This window comes from Bifidobacterium sp. ESL0704, assembly GCF_029392075.1.
Taxonomy (GTDB): domain Bacteria; phylum Actinomycetota; class Actinomycetes; order Actinomycetales; family Bifidobacteriaceae; genus Bifidobacterium.
In genome coordinates, this window is the sequence record NZ_CP113929.1 from 1198549 (window position 1) to 1218275 (window position 19727).

Annotated in this window: 10 protein-coding genes; all 10 read left to right on the plus strand. The window is 58.4% G+C overall.

Going from position 1 to position 19727, the window contains the following annotated elements; all coding sequences use genetic code 11:
* Positions 1-106 precede the first annotated feature (106 nt).
* The 10 genes from mtrA (at position 107) to OZX64_RS04200 (ending at position 19599) form a co-directional block, all read left to right on the plus strand.
* Positions 107-880: an MtrAB system response regulator MtrA gene (gene mtrA / locus OZX64_RS04155; protein WP_348519420.1), complete on the plus strand. Its 774-nt coding sequence runs from the start codon at positions 107-109 to the stop codon at positions 878-880.
* Positions 881-888: 8 nt separating this feature from the next.
* Positions 889-2526: an MtrAB system histidine kinase MtrB gene (gene mtrB, locus OZX64_RS04160; RefSeq protein ID WP_277174906.1), complete on the plus strand. Its 1638-nt coding sequence runs from the start codon at positions 889-891 to the stop codon at positions 2524-2526.
* 11 nt (positions 2527-2537) lie between these two features.
* Positions 2538-4262 (plus strand): LpqB family beta-propeller domain-containing protein, encoded by a 1725-nt coding sequence (locus OZX64_RS04165; RefSeq protein WP_277174907.1) that lies wholly within the window; start codon positions 2538-2540, stop codon positions 4260-4262.
* 157 nt (positions 4263-4419) lie between these two features.
* The gene (locus OZX64_RS04170; RefSeq protein ID WP_277174908.1) at positions 4420-5409 is read left to right on the plus strand and encodes a substrate-binding domain-containing protein; all 990 of its coding nucleotides are present in this window, start codon (positions 4420-4422) and stop codon (positions 5407-5409) included.
* A gap of 119 nt (positions 5410-5528) precedes the next feature.
* A complete protein-coding gene (locus OZX64_RS04175; protein ID WP_277174909.1) occupies positions 5529-7073 on the plus strand; it encodes a sugar ABC transporter ATP-binding protein in 1545 nt (514 codons plus the stop codon).
* Positions 7073-8149, plus strand: coding sequence for an ABC transporter permease (locus OZX64_RS04180; RefSeq protein WP_277174910.1), 1077 nt, complete (start codon positions 7073-7075; stop codon positions 8147-8149). Before OZX64_RS04175 ends, OZX64_RS04180 begins: the two co-directional genes overlap by 1 nt.
* Positions 8146-9174, plus strand: a complete 1029-nt coding sequence (locus tag OZX64_RS04185) for a sugar ABC transporter permease (RefSeq protein WP_277174911.1) — start codon at positions 8146-8148, stop codon at positions 9172-9174. The genes OZX64_RS04180 and OZX64_RS04185 overlap by 4 nt, the downstream gene beginning before the upstream one ends.
* A gap of 274 nt (positions 9175-9448) precedes the next feature.
* Positions 9449-12457: an Ig-like domain-containing protein gene (locus OZX64_RS04190; protein ID WP_277171614.1), complete on the plus strand. Its 3009-nt coding sequence runs from the start codon at positions 9449-9451 to the stop codon at positions 12455-12457.
* Positions 12458-12608: 151 nt separating this feature from the next.
* Positions 12609-15809, plus strand: a complete 3201-nt coding sequence (locus tag OZX64_RS04195; RefSeq protein ID WP_277171616.1) for an immunoglobulin-like domain-containing protein — start codon at positions 12609-12611, stop codon at positions 15807-15809.
* Between the two features lie 118 nt (positions 15810-15927).
* A complete protein-coding gene (locus tag OZX64_RS04200) occupies positions 15928-19599 on the plus strand; it encodes a family 43 glycosylhydrolase (RefSeq protein ID WP_277171618.1) in 3672 nt (1223 codons plus the stop codon).
* Positions 19600-19727 lie beyond the last annotated feature (128 nt).

Genomic DNA, 19727 nt, shown 5'->3' on the forward strand with positions numbered 1-19727 from the left:
GTCGTTTGTGTGTCTAATTATCAGGAACTATAATAAAAGTGGCTTGTTCACCGGTGCGGTGAGACGATCGGCTATGGTCGAAACCGGACAAGGAGGTCAGGGGTTCATGCGTGTTGGTTCGGTGCGGACACCGACGATTATGGTCGTTGATGACGATGAGGCTCTTGCCGAGATGCTTTCCATCGTTTTGGAAGACAAGGGTTTTCGAACGGTGCTGTGTCTGGATGGGTCGCGGGCCGTCGATATGTTTCCCACCGTCAAGCCTGATCTGATTCTTCTGGACGTGATGCTGCCCGGGATGGGTGGCATCGACGTGGCCAAACACATCAGAACGCTTTCCGGCGTACCCATCATCATGCTGACTGCCAAAACGGATACCGTGGATGTGGTATCTGGGCTTGAAGCGGGGGCCGACGATTACGTCACCAAACCGTTCAACACGGCCGAGTTGCTGGCAAGGATCGCGGTGAGGCTGCGTGGTTTGACGGATGCCCCGGATGCCACCGATATCAAACGGACGCCGTCCCATTTGCGGATCGGCTCCATAGCCATCGATCGTGATGGACATACGGCGACCAAGGACGGCGTCGATTTGAAGTTGACACCGGTGGAATTCGACCTGTGTTTTGTCTTGGCCGCCAATGCGGGAAAGGCGATCAGCCGAGACGAATTGCTGAAAAAGGTCTGGGGCTACGAGGATTCAGGAGATACGCGCCTTGTCAATGTCCATATCCAACGTTTGCGCGCCAAAGTGGAATCCGATATGGAAAATCCTCAAGTCATCCAGACCGTTCGTGGAATAGGATACCGTTTCGCTCTTGATGATCACAGTGGTTCCGTCGTGTCTGACGCGGACCATGGGCACGGCCCCTCGAATTGACGATATCCATGAGAGCCAAGAACGGTTTCCGGCGTTTCGTCGCATTGACCAGATTCAGGATCCTGCATTCCTTGAAGGCCCATGCCGTCATCATCGTGGTGTCAGTCTCCATGGTGGTGGCGATAGTCTTTTCCATGGTCTCTCTGATTTCTGTTCGCTCCTCGTTGTTCGAGCAGGTGAAAGCGGATTCTCGCAACGATTTCTCCAATCAGGTCATCCGAGTCCGTTCCACGTTGAACGCCGCCGATGTCACCACTGACGTGCAGTATCAACAGCTGGTCAACGAGGCGGCCTCGTCGATTCAGAGCGATGGCGCCAGCAATCTTATGGGGGTCTATGTTTTCAGCCATACGATCTCGGGAGAGGAGCTCACACCGGTGTCGACGGAGCCGGCGTATGCCTCGTTGGTCGGCGGTGGCATCCGCGGCAGTGTGCTCGCCGACGACAACGAGAACATCTACTATGAGCCGGTGCGAATCCATGGCGTTGAAGGTGAGGCTCAGCCGGGCGCGGTGTTGGGCACCAGATTGCAGTTCGGCTCGACCGGCGATTTTGAATTGTTCTCGTTGTATTCCTACGGCTCCGAGGAACGCTCGTTGACGCAGATACAGATGAGCCTGCTATGGATTTGCCTGATACTGAGCATCTTGGTCGGCGTGTCGGTATGGCTGGTCCTTCGTCGTATCGTCGGGCCTGTCAAAACGGTGGCTGATGCCGCCGAGACGATGGCCAACGGCGACCTTGATGTCCGTGTCGACGTGAATCGCAAGGACGAAATAGGGGTGTTGCAGCGTTCGTTCAACGAGCTGGCGTCATCGTTGGGGCAGAAAATAGGCGAGCTTGAGCAGGCGGGAAGCGTTCAGAAGCGGTTCGTCTCGGATGTGAGCCATGAATTGCGCACCCCGATCACCACTATGCGTATGGCATCCGATTTGCTGGTTGACAAGAAACAGGACTTTCCGGAATCCACCCGGCGTAGCATCGAGCTGCTTTCAGGCCAGATCGATCGGTTCCAGAAAATGCTCGATGATTTGTTGCTTATTTCGCGTTACGATGCCGGAAATCTCACCATGGACTTTGAAGAGACCGATATTTGCGAATCGATACGGATGGTGGTCGGACAGGTCAAGCCCATCGCCGATGCCAACAAGACCCAGATCAAGTTGGAATTGCCGCATACACAATGCCTGGTGAAGATTGATCCCCGGCGTATTGTGCGTATCCTGAGAAACATCCTGGTGGATTCCATCGATTTCTCCCTGTCTAAGCCTATAGAGGTGAGGTTGTCGGCGAATCGCAAGGCGGTCGTGATCAGTATCAGGGATCACGGCACCGGGATGGACAAGGAGCAGCTGACCCACATCTTCGAGCGTTTTTGGCGTGGGGATCCTTCACGTTCCCGCGCAACCGGCGGTTCCGGGTTGGGATTGTCCATCGCCTTGGCGGACGCGAAGATCCATAACGGAGACATTCATGTGCATTCGAGGGTCGGTGAGGGGACTTGGTTCTTGGTGCTCTTGCCGCTTGACCCCGGGCAGCCGGCACTGGACGCCGAGGACCTGCCGCTTGATTTTTCCGGTGATTCCGACAGCTTCGATATGGTTGGTGGATTCGGGGTCATGACCAGTCAGTTGACCGGTATCTAGAAGGTGGTGACATGCTGTTCAAAAAGACGAAAAAGACTGTGCTCGTGCTAGTCGCGATGGTGCTTTCGGCAGTGTTGTCCGCGTGCTCGAATCCGTTGGGTCTTCCTGAAAAGGGCGAGGTGGAGCGGTTTCCAGCCATCGAGCAGCGATCCAATAGGGTGTTCACCAATCCTCGTGGCCCCAAGAACGATGAATCGCCGGAGGACATAGTCAAAGGATTCTTTGACGCGATGCCCGCAGGGGTACAAAGTGATGGATTCCGTGTCGCGCGTGATTTTCTCACGAGCCAGGCGGCTCATGCCTGGGATGGGAATTCGCTGTATCTGGTAGCGTTTGGTGAGGTCACATTCGTCAAGAGAATCAGGCCTTTGAAAGGGCAGAGCGGCGATAACGAGGACTATGGCGTGGATGCGGATGTCCGCGTCAAAGGCCAGGTTGACACACGGGGGCAATACAGTGCCGCCGAGTCCGGGGCGACGAGGTCGTTGAATTATTCCTTGTCGAAGGTCGAGGGGCAGTGGAGGATCGACAGGGCCCCGAATGTCGTGGTGATCCTGGATTCTGATTTTGAGCAGGTGTTTCGGCAGGTTACCTTGTATCGGGCTGATTCGTGGTCTCGCTATCTGCTTCCTGATGTCAGATGGTTCGCTTGGCGCGATTGGCGCACCATGGCGGTCAAGGAACTGCTGAATGGCGATGTCGCATGGCTTGGTGGTGCAATCAGAAACCCCAACACCCATTCGGCGAAGCTGAAGGTCAATGCCGTCCCCATGGATAACGACAGGGCCAGGATCACGCTTAATTCGGCATTCGACCAGCTCTCCGAGGCGGACAGGGCCTTGCTCGTGCGCCAAATGAGAATGACACTTGGCGACGGGGATACCGACTATGCGATGGTTGTCAGAACCTCTTCCGGCCAGAACTATTCCGACGCCGACAGTGGTTTGTCGATTCAGGAAGCCTCCGCCACCACGCCGGTCTATTCGCTCAGCGCGGGCAATATCGTGTCTTTGGACTCCTCGGCTCCACTGCGTTTGGGAGAGGTGAAAGGCTCCGAGATGGCGAAGGGGTTCGTCTTTGGGCCTGATGGCGGGGCCATCCTCTTGAATGATTCCAGCGTCACCTGTCTTAAATCGAATGGAGATTCGTGCGGGCCGTTGTTCAAAGGGGCACGTCTGCGTCAAATCACCGGTGGCATCAAGGATGAGATCTGGGGGCTGTCGCAGGACGGGAGCAGGTTGCTGGTGCAGGACGCTTCGGGGGCTATGCAGGTGTTCCCGCTGTCGTGGTTGGGAACGGTGACGTCCCTCGCCGTCTCGCCCGACGGCGCGCGACTGGCTCTGGCGGTGCAGTCCGGAGCTTCCAGTGGCGTGGTGATGGTCGGTGTCATTCGTAACCAGTCCGGAGCCGCGACGCGGATCAACAACGTCGTGACGCGTGTCTCTTCGAGATACGGCGTTTCCATGCTCACCTTCTACAATGACATCACGCTGGTCTATGGCATACCCGGCAACGAGGGTAGCGCCACCCAAGGTTTCAGACAGGTGGGACCCGGGCCGGAACAGTCTCAGCGTCTTCCCTCCGGCGAGGTTAAGTGCATGACCTCTGGTCGTATTTCGGATATCTCGCGTCTGGCCGCGTTGGACTCCCGCGGAGTGGTGCGTTCGGACTCCGGCGCCCTTGACGAATCGTGGACTATAGTCGATACCCAATCGACGGTCATCTCCCAACGTTGAGTAGGGAGCTGAAAAGGCTCCGATGTGGGCTGTGGCACAAAAGTTATCGAATTGTTATCTTTTTCTCCCTCATTGTTAACGTAAACAGCTCATAATGAAAGAGTAAACAAAAACGGTGGAACGCTGAATTGTTCCGCGCACTCGAAGAGGAGTTGATATGAAGAGTATCTGGAAAAAGGGTCTGGCCTTGGTGACTGCCGCAACGGCACTCGTCGGCATGGCTGCTTGCGGTTCCGCGAATGGTGGCGCGAGCGGATCCAAGAACGGCAAGAAGACCGTCGGATTCGTGGCTGTCGGCCCCGAAGGCGGCTTCCGTAGCGCTAATGAAAAGGATGTTCAGAGCGCGTTCAAGGCCGCTGGTTTCAATATGATCTATTCGCCGACGCAGAACAACGATCAGCAGAAGCAGATTCAGGCGTTCAGCAAGTTTGTCAACGACGGCGTGGATGCCATTGTGCTTTCCGCTACCGAGGATTCCGGCTGGGACGATTCGCTGAAGAAGGCCGCAGAGGCCGAAATCCCGGTCTTCACCGTTGATCGTGATATCGATGTCAAGGATGCCAAGGCCAAGGCCGCCGTTGCCGCCCATATCGGTCCGTCCAACGAGTGGGCCGGCCAGCAGGCCGCCGAGTTCATGAACAAGGCATTCCCCGACGGGGCCAGCGGCTTCATCCTGCAAGGGCCCGCAGGCCTCTCCGTGGTCAAGGACCGTGAGACCGGCTGGAGCGCCAAGGCCAACAAGAACATCAACGTCCTCGAGAAGCAGTCGGCGAATTGGTCCACCGATGAGGGCAAGACCGTGACCGCCGGCCTGCTCGACAAGTACAAGGCCAAGAACCCCCAGTTCATCTTCGCCGAGAACGACGAGATGGGCCTCGGCGCCGCTCAGGCCGTTGACGCAGCCGGACTCAAGGGCAAGGTCAAGATCGTGACCATCGATGGCACGAAGCCCGGTCTGCAGGCTGTGGTCGCCGGCGACCTCTCCGAAGACATTGAGTACAACCCGATCTTCGGCAAGGAAACCGCCAACGCCGTCAAGGACAAGCTGGCAGGCAAGAAGGTTCAGAAGAACATCGTCATCGAATCGAAGGTCTTCGATCCTGCCGCCGCCAAGCAGGCGCTTGATGCCGGGACCCGTACGTACTGATCGGTTCAAGCAACCGAAGTGAAACAGGTGCGGGCGATGTGCCGATGGACGTTTCGTCGCCACATCACCCGCACCCGTTTTATATGTGATTGAAGTTTTAACTTTTGTAAGGCAAAAACATGACAGACAAAAAACCCATAGTCGTGATGAAAGGAATCACGATCGAATTTCCGGGTGTTAAGGCGCTGGACAATGTTGACCTTAGTCTCTATCCCGGTGAAGTCCACGCCCTGATGGGCGAGAACGGCGCCGGCAAATCGACCATGATCAAGGCGCTTACCGGCGTCTACAAGATCAATGCCGGTTCCATTACGGTAGAGGGCAAGCCTCAATTGTTCAAGGGGACGCTTGACGCGCAGAACGCCGGAATCGCCACCGTCTATCAGGAGGTGAACCTCTGCACCAACCTGAGCATCGGCGAAAACGTGATGCTGGGCCATGAGGTGCGCGACAAGCTGGGCATGATCAACTGGAAGAAAACGCATGCCAAGGCCGCCGGATTCCTGGCTGAAATGGGATTGGGCAATCTCGATACCCATTCGCCGCTGAGCTCGCTTTCCATCGCCATGCAGCAGCTGGTCGCCATCGCCCGTTCGATGGTCATCGATGCCAAGGTGCTGATTCTCGACGAACCGACTTCATCCCTCGATGCCAACGAGGTGCAGGATCTGTTTGCCATCATCCGTAAGGTCCGTGATTCGGGGGTCGCGATTCTCTTCGTTTCCCACTTCCTCGATCAGGTCTATGAGATCAGCGACAAGATGACCGTGCTGCGCAACGGCAAGTTCATCAAGGAAGTCATGACCAAAGACACGCCCAGTGACGAGCTCATCGGCATGATGATCGGCAAAAGCGCCGAAGAACTCAGCCAGATCGGCACCAAGAAGACGCGTCGCCAGCCGGTGGCCGGCGAACAGCCCATCGTCTCCGTGCGCGACTTCGGCAAAAAAGGATCCGTCAATCCTGTGGATATGGATATCTTCAAGGGGCAGATCGTCGGTTTCGCAGGCCTGCTGGGCTCCGGCCGCACCGAACTGGCGCGTCTGCTCTTCGGCGCCGACAAGGCGGATTCGGGCGAGTTCAAGCTCAACGGCAAGAAACTCGTCGTCACCGATCCGTCGACGGCCCTGCGCAACAAGATCGCCTACTCCACTGAGAACCGTCGTGATGAAGGCATCATCGGCGACCTGACGGTCAGGGAAAACATCCTGATAGCGCTTCAGGCCACCCGTGGTATGTTCAAGCCGATCCCGAAGAAGGAAGCGGCCGGGGTCGTCGACAAATACATCAAGGAACTCAACGTCCGTCCTGCCGATCCGAACAGGATGATCAAGAACCTTTCCGGCGGCAACCAGCAGAAGGTGCTGATCGCCCGCTGGCTGGCGACCAATCCCACGCTGCTCATTCTCGATGAGCCCACGCGAGGCATCGATATCGGCGCCAAGGCCGAGATCCAGCAAGTGGTCATCGACCTGGCCGCGCAAGGCATCGGCGTCGTCTTCATCTCATCCGAACTCGATGAGGTGGTGCGTCTCTCTGATGACATCGAAGTGCTCAAGGACCGCCACAAGATCGCCGAGATCGAGAACGACGACGACGTCTCCCAGGAGACCATCGTCCAAACCATAGCGAATACCAATATCAAAACAGGAGGGGAGGAGTGATGGCCAAGGAAAAAAGAGCCAATGAAGAACAGTCTTCCGTTGTGCGCAAGCTCATGTCTTCGAACCTTACCTGGTCAGTGGTCGCGTTCATCGTGCTCATTATCATCTGCACGATCTTTGATCATGGGTTCCTGTCACTGAAATGGAACACCAACACCGGAGGCCTTGCAGGCCCGTTGATCACCATGATTCAGGAATCCGCGCGATACCTGATGATCGCCGCGGGCATGACACTGGTCATCTCCACCGCAGGCATCGACCTTTCGGTCGGTTCGACCATGGCTGTGGCAGGTGCCGTCGCCATGCAGATGCTGATTGGAGGCGCGAACGTCTGGGTCGCCATTCTGTGCGCCCTGCTTGTCGGCCTGCTCATCGGATGCGTCAACGGCGCATTGATTTCGATTCTCGGCCTGCAGCCGTTCATCACCACCTTGATCATGATGCTTGCAGGACGAGGGCTGGCGAAGGTCATCACCTCCGGCCAGAACGCCGATGCAAGCTCGATAGCCGGTATCGGCCCGCTACGTTGGATGGCCAACGGCTTCATCGCCGGCATCCCGGCCAATTTCATCATCGCTATCGTCATCGTATTGGTCCTCGGTCTGCTCGCCCGCAAGACGGCCATGGGCATGATGATCGAATCCGTGGGCATCAATCCCGAAGCCAGCCGTATGACCGGCATCAAGCCCCGCAGAATCCTCTTCATGGTCTATGCCATCTCCGGTCTGCTCGCGGCGGTCGCCGGCCTGTTCGCCACGGCATCCGTGATGCGCGTCGATGTGGTCAAGACCGGTCAGGATCTTGAGATGTATGCGATTCTGGCAGTCGTGATCGGCGGCACCTCGCTGCTCGGCGGCAAGTTCTCGCTGCTTGGTTCTGCGTTCGGCGCGATCATTATCGCGATGATTCGCAAGACCATCATCACTTTGGGCATCGATGCGGCCGCTACGCCTGCGTTCTTTGCAGTCGTGGTGATTATCGTCTGCGTGATGCAGGCTCCAAAGGTCCATAACCTCAGTGCCGAGATAAAACGTAAGAGGGCATTGAAGGCACAGTCGAAGGAGGTGGCGGCATGAGCAACGCAACGTTAAATGCTGTAGCTGGCAAGAAGGCCGTGAAGAAGTCACGTCATCTTGATCCGCAGATGATTCCGACGATTGCGGCGGTAGTGATTTTCATCCTGATGCTGATCATGGGGCAGGTGCTGTTCGGCACTTACATCAGGCTCGGATTCATCTCCTCCCTGTTCATCGATCACGCCTACCTCATCATCCTGGCGGTGGCCATGACCCTGCCGGTGTTGACGGGCGGCATCGATCTGAGCGTCGGCGCCATCGTCTCCATCACTTCGGTCGTCGGCGTGAAGATGACCATGGGCGGCGTTCCTGCACCGTTGGCTTTGGTGGTCATGATTCTCATCGGCATGGTTTTCGGCCTTCTGGCCGGAACGCTGATCGAAGAGTTCAATATGCAGCCCTTCATAGCGACCTTGTCGACGATGTTTCTGGCTCGCGGCATCTCCTCGATCATTTCCACCGATTCGTTGACTCCGCCTACGAACAACAACTTCGATTGGATCGCGAACCCGATCAAGATCATCGACAACCCCAAGATCGCCAATGACCTGACCTTCAACATGGGTGTGGTCATCGCCATCGTCGTCGTGGTGTTCGGATACATCCTGCTGCACAAGACTCGTACAGGCCGTACGATCTACGCCATCGGCGGTTCGCGTCCGTCGGCCGAGCTCATGGGCCTGCCTGTCAAGCGCACGCAGTTCATCATCTACTTCACCTCGGCTACGCTCGCGTCCATCGCCTCCATCGTCTATACGGCCAACATCGGCTCTGCCAAGAACACCACTGGCGTGGGCTGGGAACTCGACGCTGTGGCCTCCGTCGTCATCGGCGGTACCATCGTCACCGGTGGTTTCGGTTACGTGCTCGGTTCCGTCGTCGGCGCTCTGGTGCGTTCCACCATCGACCCGCTCACCAGCGACTTCGGTGTTCCTGCCGAGTGGACCACCATTGTGGTCGGCCTGATGATTCTTGTCTTCGTGGTGCTTCAGCACGTGGTCACCGCGTTCAACAAGAAAGAATGACCGGATTCAGATGATGCGATTCGCTTCGGTTCTGCTGTGAGGGACGAATCGTAAGCCAGAGTAAGGGGATGCGCCCGCCGGGGTGTATCCCCTTGACATCTGGCTTGTTTTATACGACGAATTATCGAATTGTGATTAATATTGATATAATATATGTTCATGGCAGTGTGTTGACGTGAGTGGTGGTTGACAATTGCCAGTCGCAAAAACCGGGCAGCGGCGCCTTCTTGTTTTACGGCAAAGTATTGCCTGGTCTGACATGAAAGAGAATCAGATGAAAATTTGGAAAAAAGTGGCGTCGGTTCTATTGGCAGTGCCGATGCTCGTGGCCACAGCCGCATCGGCGAACGCCGCGCAGCCGCAACAAGCAATTCCGAGCCCTCTTGACGAAACGGGAATGTCCACGGATGGGCTCACCCTGACCAGCAGCTATGACTTCACCGGCGTCACCGGCACCGCGGTGCCAGACAAGACCGGATCCTACGATATGACGTTGCACAACGGCGCTTCCGTAGGCAAATTCGGCGACCGAGACAACAACGAGGCTCTGAACCTCGACAACAAGAACGACGGCGACAGCAAATACGCGTCGTTGCCATCCGGCTTGTTCCAGAGCATCGGCGACAAGGCGACCATCGATTTTGCCGCGAAATCACGTCATAATGACGATGGCAACTATTTCACCTTTGCCGTGGGTAAAGATTCCAACAAATACCTGTTCTTCTATCTGAGCACCAAAAGCGCCAAATTGGTCATTTCAGACAACAAATGGAGCAACGAGCAAGGATTCAAGGACGATCTCGACAACAACAACGGCATCTGGCACAATTTCCGCATTGTCATCGATGGCACGACACTTGCCCTGTTCCGTGATGGATCATTGGTCGACCTCAAGGAAAATACGGGTATCAAGCTCTCCGATCTCGGTGGCTACAACACCAATATCGGCAAGTCCTTCTATGACGGCGACAAGTACTGGAACGGCGCCATGGACGACCTCAAGATCTACAAGGGCGCGAATTTGACTTTTCCGACATCGGTTGAAGTGACCGGTGACGGGGTGAGCAGTGGTGCTTTGACCCTTACCGAGGGTCAGAACGCCGCTTTGAACGCCACGGTGGCACCGAACGATGCCATCAGCAAGGATGTGGTGTGGACCTCATCCAATTCGTCGGTGGCTTCTGTGGGCGCGACCGGCAAGGTCACCGCACTCAAGAACGGTACGGCCACCATCACGGCGACTTCGAAGATGAAGAGCTCTGTCAAAGGCACGGTCGCGGTTACGGTAAAGGCGCTTAACCCCGCTCAGGCGGCCAAAGAGGATGTCGATGCGGCTGTGGCGGCCCTCAAGGCCACAACGACCGAAAACCTGCCGTTGAGCGTCAAGGGTTCCAAGCATGATTCTGACATCACCTGGAGCTCGGCTGCACCCAAGGTCATCACCGGCACGAAAAGCGATTACCGGGCTCCGTCAGTCGGTGCCGCCGATCCCTACCACGGTGGTGGCGTCGTGACCAGGCCGGCTTATGGCGCTGGCGATTCCAAGCCCGTCAAGCTCACGGCCACAGCCGCCAAGAGCGGCCACACGGCCACCGCCAGCGTGGATGTGAGGGTCAAGGAGAAGACCCGCGTGGCGCCGAACACCGGGTATGCCGCGGTGACCTTCCTTTCCGATGCAGACACCACAGGCGGTAAGATCGGCGAGGCTCTGTATGAGTCGGCCACTTCGACCACGGAAAACAACTTCTTCTCCTTTACCCAGATCAACGACGGCAATCCGGTCATCGCCTCGAAGACGGATACCACGGGTTTGCGAGACCCGTTTGTGCTGCGCAGCCATGATGGCGACAAATACTATATGATCGCGACCGACCTCAAGGTCTCCCAGCAGGGCTGGGGCCAGAATCAGCAATATGGCTCCCTCAAGGTGGAGGTCTGGGAGTCTACCGACATGGTCAACTGGACCCGCACCAACGCGGAGGACGGCAGCGATTCCGGCATCGTGGTCAATTCGCCGAACCAGGGCATGACCTGGGCGCCGGAGGCGTTCTGGGATGATTCCATGGGCGCCTATGTGGTGTTCTTCTCCTCCCGTGCCTACACCGATGATTCGCGCTCTACCGCGAAGACCGGAAAGAAGGGCGGCGCCTACAACATCGTGCGTTACGCCATCACCCGTGACTTCAAGACGTTCACCCCGGCCCGCGATTGGCAGGATACGGGATATTCGCGCATTGACTCCACGGTCTTCAAGATCGGCGATTACTACTATCGCATGACCAAGAACGAAGAGAACGGCGCGGCCGGCGACTATGTGAAAACCGGCAAGACCACCTTCCTCGAGCGCTCCAAGTGCCTGACCGCCAAGACCACCTCGTCGGATCCCAACGCCGATGAGAACACGACCTGGAAGCTTCTCGACGAGAACTTCCTGCCGTTCGAGGGACCGGAGTCCATCAGACTCAACAAGGGCGACATCAACCAGAACAGCAAGGGTGACGCGATGGTGGTCATGGCCGACTCCAGCGGCTACCAGCCGTTCATGACCAGCGCCAGCGCCATCAGCGCCAGCAATTGGAACAACAGGCTCTCGAAAACCGACGGTTGGAACACCAAGAAGCCGGCTGGTCCGAACGTGACCGGAAGGGTCAACAACGACGGCATGCCCGTGCCCACCAGACACGGCGCGTTCGTGGCTGTGCCCCAGCAGGTGCTGAAGGCCATGCACGCCTACACGACGGCCAATCCGACGCATGTCGAGTCGGTCGACTCTTCGGTGACGGCGACCTATGACGCCGACACCAGAGCGGCCAAAGCCACGGTGAAGGCCGCCGACGAAGGCACGGTGGCCGGGTCGGTCACCTTCACTTCGGACGCGCAGACGCCGACCAGAGCGGGTACATGGAGCAAGCAGGTGAAGCTTGACGCTTCGGGCGACGCGTCCGTGACCATTCCCAATGATGTTTCCGGCACCGTCACCGTCAGCTATGACGGCTATACGGACGGGCTGGTCAAATCGTCAACGGCGCAGATCGCCGGCGTGCAGGCGGTCAAGGACAAGGACAAGGACAACCCCAACGACCAGCAGCCGGCGGGGAACGGTACGCAACCGCAGAAGCCGAACCATGACAAGGCGGGAGCGACCTCGCCCGATGCCTCCAAGGCGTCTTCGCATGGGGTGCTGGTCAACACCGGTTCGTCTCTGCTGGCTGTGATGGCCGCGGCAGTCTTGTTCACTGTGGCTGGCTTGGCCGTGAAAGGTGTGAGGCGACACGGGGAATGATGGCTCTTTGGATGCCGCTTTTTAGTGTCCGGCATCTCAGGGAATAAAAGGCGTTGGACGTAGTGCCTTGGAAAACCTTACGTCCAACGCCATTCATGATTACATCGGTATACGGAAAGGAATACCAATGCAAGACAAAAAGTATAGCTTTATGGCTAGAGCTGTCGGGCTGGCGTCGTGTGTTGCGACGGCCCTGATGGGCCTCGTCGTCGCTCCTGGTGTTGCCGGGGCGGCCGAGATGCCGTCGACGCCGGATGCGTTCATAGCGGATTCGCAGCCTGTGGCACATTTCGATTTCAACGATGTCTGCGCAGGACAGACCGGCGATATGACTGACGGTCTTGGCAACAAGGCCACCATTCACGGAGCGGCGAAGCTCTCGACCACCAAGAACGACGTGGACAAGTCGCAGGGGTTGTTCACGTCAAAGGACTTCTGGCTGAGTGTCAAGAACAAGAACGGTGATTCCCCGTTGAAGGGATTGCACGCCGTCACCATATCCTATGATTCCCGCTCGAATACCGATGCGAGCAACCAGGGATGGACGGTGTTCGCCGCGCGAGACAACTCGACCCAGCAGTACCAGCAGGAGCATTATCTCGGCGTTCTCGACACCAAGACGTATGTGACCATGCAGCGTTACAACAACAGCGGCTCGCGCAACGAGTCGGGAACCGCGCAGGCAGGCGGCCAGCAGAAGGCGTGGAAGCATGTCGACCTGGTGGTCACCGATGAGACCAGCGAGATGTACATCAATGGCAAGCTCGCCGCCACCGGCTCTCCCGACAGCGCCAGCGGGCTGGCAAGCATCCTGGGGGCATCCGGCGGAATCCTGCAGATAGGCAAGGCCAACTGGGGCGACGGGGAATACTATCCCGGCTTCATCGACAACCTCAAGATCTACGACAGCACCAAGCCCGCCGCCAAGCAGGCCCTCGGCACCATGGCGGTGCCCAAGAGCACGACCAAGGACTTCAACGTGCCCACATCCACCAATGGGGTGTCGGTACGTTGGAGCTCATCGGATACTTCGGCGGTGTCCGTTGACCAAGGCACCGGCAAGGTCACGGTCACCCAGCCGACCAACGGCAAGGATGCCACGGTGACGTTGACCGCGAAGCTGGACGGCCACGGCCTCAGCGATTCCAAGACCTATACGGTCACCGTGCCGCATGTGCTCAGCGACACCGAAAAGGTGGACGCCGACCTCAAGGCGGCCTCCATCGACAACGCGAACGACATGCGCACCAACTTCTCGGTGACCACCAAGGGCGTGAATGGCTCGACGATCAGCTGGGCGATCAAGAACGCGGGCAAGGCCAACCCCCGTATCGGCGACGGCATCAACGACACCTCGAAATCCGTCACCGTCTCGCGTCCCGCCTCAGGCTCGCCGGCCACGACGATGACGCTGAGTGCGACGGCCACACTGAACGGCGTGAGCCACAGCAAGGACTTCGACGTCAAGGTGCAGCCGATGCCTTCCAAGCAGGGCAAGGACCAGGCGTACGTATGGGCCTTCTTCACCGGCGAGGGCGTCGGCGGCGAGAAGGTCAGCCTCGCGGCCTCCAAGGGTGACAACGCCCTGGATTGGAACACACTCAACAACGGCACCCCGCTCTTCACCTCCGCAATGGGGGAGAAGGGGCTGCGCGACCCGTTCATCATGAAGTCCAAGGATGGCGACAAGTTCTATATGATCGCCACCGACCTCAAGATCTCCGGACGGGCCAACGCCCCCGGTGGCGCCGGCGGATTCATGGGCGCGCAGGTCAACGGCTCCAAGTCCATCGAGATCTGGGAGTCCGATGATCTGGTCAATTGGTCGAATCAGCGTCAGGTGAAAGTCAGCTCCGATCTCGCGGGCAACACCTGGGCTCCCGAGGCCTACTATGATTCGGCCATCGGCAAGTATGTGGTCTACTGGGCCTCGAATCTCTACGACAGCGCCAGCCAGCAGGATCGCACCAAGCCGACATATAACCGCATGGTCTACGTGACCACCGACGATTTCGTCAACTTCTCGACCCCGACGACCTGGATCGACGTCGACCGCCGTGGCCAGGACGGTTCCGGCTCCATCGACGCCACCGTGCAGAAGGACGGCGACACCTACTACCGCGTCTACAAGGACGAGAAGACGATGACACTGCGCCAGGAGAAGTCCACCGATCTGCTGGCCACCGTCGCGGGCACGTATCCCGCCGACGCCTCAGGCCCCGCCACCAACCAGTGGTCCACCGTGGCCACGCAGATCGGCAAGGGTTCTGTGGGCTACAACGGCCACTTCAACGGCCAGGGCGAGGGACCGTCCCTGTTCAAGGCCAATGACGGCGACGTCAACGGCTACCAGTACTACCTCTTCGCCGACCAGCCCAATTACCACCACAACCAGGAGGGCAACTCCGGGCCGAACCACTATGTGCCGTTCGCCACGAAGGACATATCCGCAGGGCAGTGGGAAGGGCTTGCCCAGAAGATGCCAGACGGCAGCGAAGAGGGCGGAGCCAACAACTTCCCGACCAACTCCGATGGCGGCAAACCAAGGCACGGCACCGTGTTGCCGGTCACGCGCGCGCAGTACCAGAAGGTGCTTGAGGCCTATGCGCCCGCTGTGGCCGTCACCTCGGTCGATGCCATCGACGTGACCACGAAGGTCGGCGAGAACCCGACCTCGAAGCTGCCGGCCAGCGTGAACCTGACCCACAAGGACGGCTCCAAGTCCAGCGCCTCGGTGAAGTGGGAGGCCATCAAGCCTGCCAGCTATGACCATGCGGGCACGTTCACGGTCAATGGACTCGCCGACGATGATTCGCGCATGCCGGTTCAGGCGACCGTCACGGTCAAGGCCGACGAGTCCACGCCGGTGACGCCTCCGGCTCCGACGGCGCCGAAGTTATCCATCAGCGGCCCCGGCGTCTCCAACGGCACGTTGACGATGCGTCCTGGCCAAGAGACTACCGTTTCCGCGACGTATACGGCGGAAGGCAGTGTCGATGGCAAGACCGTCACATGGACCTCGTCTGATCCCAGCGTGGTTGGCCTCAAGAAGGGCCTGACACGCGATTCGGGCACGGACAGCGTAACGCTGGTCGCCCTGAAGGCGGGCAAGGCGACTGTCAGCGCCGAAGTGGAGGGAGTGACCACCTCGATCGCGGTCAACGTGTCAGCGAAAACGACCGTAGGCGGCAGCGGCGAGCCGGCCAAGACCGGTCGGGATCCACAGCAAAGCGGCAAGAAACAAGGTGAATTGTCGAGGACCGGGGCATCGGTCACGACGCTCATCGTCTTCGTCGTCGCCGTGTCGTCCGTAGGCGTCGGGCTTATTCTGCTCAGGCGCCAACGCTGGTAAGCCAGCGTCTTCGAGGCCAATACCTCTCTTATTCGGGTATTGGCCTCGAATCCCATATCAGGCTGTTGATAGCCGAAAACGCAGATGTTTTCAAAGACGAAAGCAAAGGAAGAATACCGTGAAAATATGGAAGAAAGCGGTGGCGTTGGCCATGGCCGCGCCGATGCTGCTGACGATGACCTCCACAGCGGACGCCGCGCAGATAGGTGACCCACAGGATACCCACGCCGCGCCGGTCGGCAATGAGACCGGGGCCAATGGATATCTGTGGCTTCATTTCAAGGCCACCGATTATGAGAAAGTCAATTTTGGCTATAGCGCCGACGGGTACCACTGGAAGGCGTTGAACGACGGCAATGCCGTGATGGACAATCCGTCAGGAACCAAGGGGTTGCGCGACCCCCATCTTCTGAGACTCCACCAGCCCGATTCCCAAGGCAACAAGTATGTCATGATAGGCACCGACCTGCATGCTGAGGGCACGGCGCACGGAGGAAGCTGGGACCAGATTTCGGCCAGCAAGAATCTGGTAGTGGCCAAATCCAAGGATCTGGTCAAATGGACCACGCCGAAACTGGTTTCCACCGGACTGGAAGGGAAGGTCGGCAACGCATGGGCGCCTGAGGCCATTTGGGATGATGAGACCAATGACTACCTCGTGTACTGGGCGAGTCGTGATTTGTCCACAGGAGGAGCGCACCCCACCACCAGTAACACCAGCCTGAAAATCTACAAGGCCCATACCGCTGATTTCAATTCTTTCCGGAATCCAACCAAGTGGATCGACCAAAGCTCGATTGACAACGACAACATCATCGACACGACGATCGTGCGGGGCGATGACGGGGATTATTACCGTTTCTCCACCTCTGACTGGTGGACTGTGGTGGATGTCTCGCCGACGCTTGAAGCAGCGAAATGGACTCGCTTGGTCGAGCGCGACAATGCGATCAACGCTTCTGGCGTTTCCAAGGTCACCGGCGACCGGGTCGTCTCAACCACCCAGTCGGGATTGACCAATCACATTGAGGGGCTGACGGTCTATCGGTTGCCCGATGGCACGTGGATGGCCATGGGCGATAGCGGCGGCTATCGAGGTTTCACCATACCCAAGCTCTCGTCGTTGAAGAAAGGCGTCGGTTTCGCCAACGCCAGCGGCGTCACTTTCGACCAACGTTTCCGCCACGGCACGGTCATGCCTTTGCGCGCTGACGAGGCGCAGGCGGTTCTCGCGGCGTTCGGTGGTGCCGATCAGGCTCCTGTGGCCGTTGATCCACCAGGGGCGAAACCCATCGCGAGTTATGATTTCGAGGACGCGTCGGCACCCGGCAAGGACACGTCCGGACACGGCAATGACCTGAGTCTGCATGGTGCCGCATACCGCCATCATGACGGCGAGCACGGCAATGTACTGCATTTGGAAAGCGTTGACGCGGAGGAGGGAGCCTATGCGCAGTTCCCGAAAGGTCTGTTCGATGGGCGCAACAAGCTCAGCGTCGCCATGGATGTCTATTCCCAAATCGACGCCAACCAGTTCACCTTCACTTTCGGCAAGGACTCGACCGCATACTATTTCCTCAAGTACAACAGTTCCGGTGAGCTCGCCAGCCGTATCACCACCGACTCATGGGGCCATGAGGCCCACGCCGATTCGGTGGTCGGGGCGAACCGATGGCATCGGGTGACGGTCACCATCGACGGGACGGTCATGACGTTGTATTGCGATGGGGAACAAGTGGCCCAAAACAGGAACACCGGTGTGTCTGTCACCGATCTTGGCCGTGGCCTTCAAGCGTATCTGGGCAAGTCTTTCTATCAAGACGCCTATTTCAAAGGCTCGTTTGACAATGTCAAGGTGTGGAACCGCGTTTTGGCCCCCTCCGAGGTCGCGCATGACGTTTCTTCCGATCCCACCGATCTGAGAGTGGAGAAGACGGCTCCGAACAACCAGGTGCTCGCGCAGAGGACCACCGCCGGAAACAACGGAGAACGGAACCTCAACCTGACGCTTGACTATTGGACTCCTGATGGCGGGACCAACGGCACCAAGACCGACATATCCAAGTTGTCATTGCGCTTCACCGCTCCCCAGGGGTCATCGCTCAGCATGGCCGATGGTTCGCCAGTGCCCTCGACCCAGGATCTGGACAAGCCGTTCCGCGTGATGGTGCGCCGCGGTGATAGCAGGCAGATATACAATGTCACCGCACAGGTGCTGGTCACGCCGATTAGGGTGTCTGGGCAGCGTGCGCCGACCGGTGAGATTGGCCGTAAGTTCTTCGCCGATCCGCAGGTGGTGGCCTATGGCGGGAAATATTATATTTTCCCCACCACAGATGGCTCCGCAGGCTGGTCCGGCCATGAGATACACGCCTTTGAGTCTTCGGATATGGTCGATTGGACCGACAAAGGAGTGGTGGTCGATCTGGCCAAAGACCATGGTCTGATGCCTGATGGCCGTGCCGAGAAGGCTTGGGCTCCCGCATTCGCTGTGCGCCATGGCAGGTTCTATCTCTATTTCTCCGGCAATGGCATGGTCAATGTGGCCATTTCCGATCCGGCCGAGGGAGGCACCATCACCAGTGGGTATAAGATCCAGACGGTGAAGGTCGCCTCGAGCATCGATCCGGCGGTGTTCCAGGATCCGGGCCAACCGGACAAATGGTATCTCACATGGGGGCAATCCCCTGGCATGTACGCTGAATTGAACGATGACATGAAAGGCGTCAAGCCGGGCACCACCGTCACGACGACGGCCACCAAGAACATTCGTGAGGGGTCGTATCTGACTGCGAGGAAGGATCCGTGCAAGCCCGGAAACTTCCTGTATTACTACAGCTATTCGATCGATGACACCAATGAACCGACCTATCGGGTCGCGTATGCGTATGTCTCGGCGCCCAACCTGTCTTCGGTCAAGGGTTCCGATTGGAAGTACGGCAAGGAGATTCTGTCCAAAGACGATTCCAAGGGAATTGTGGGGACGGCCCATCACTCCATGGTCAGAGTGCCGGGCACCGACGATTGGTATATCGTGTATCACGCTTTTCTCACCGACGAGATGCGTCCTCGCGGTTATGACGCCGAGCACGGGGGCCAGCAGATTCGCACGGGGAACAAACGTGAGATCCGCATAGCCCGCATGACCTACGACGCCGACGGGCAGATCGACGTCGTGCCGGTCACGTACGGGTCCGTGCCTCCGGAAACCACCCCCAAGGTGACGCTCTCCGACCCTGGACACGGTGTCGCTTCGCAGGGCAGCACGCTGAAGGTCGGCTTCAACCGTGGTTGGAAGACATCGAAGGTGCAGTGGTATCGCCGTGACACGACCCGTTCGGCGGCGACAAGGATCGATGGTGCCACGTCCAGCGCCTATACGACCACCAAGGCCGATGTCGGGAAAACCGTCTTCGCCAAGGCCGTTGGTGAAAATACCTCCGGGGTGTTGTCGAACGCGCAGGCAGGTACGCCGGGAGCCAAGGCCTCCAAGACCGATGAATTATCCAGCGATTCCGTCGTGGTGTCGGAGCATGAGGCGCAAGCGCCTCCGGCTGAGGGAGGTCATGGACATGCTGGTGCTGTATCCCACGGGTCTGGCGTAAGCGATGTGCCGGCCAAGGATCCGGATAGCAGCCGTGGGGTTCTCGGCGCCACGGGCGCCACGGTCGCGCTCGTGCCGTTGGTGGTGCTGGCACTGTTGCTGTTGGGGACGTCGCTGAAGTGCGCGGCTGCGGTCAGGAGGAACTCGACAAGCTCGTCGAATCGGCAAGGAGATGGCAGAAGATAGCGGGATGGTGCTGATGCCCATGGCCGTTGGGCGTGGCGACGCGGTTGGTGGTCGCGCCCACGCCGTGGGACTTGATTCGTGAGGTTGCGTTGCGGCATGCGCGGGTTGCACGATGCCTAATGGACGTG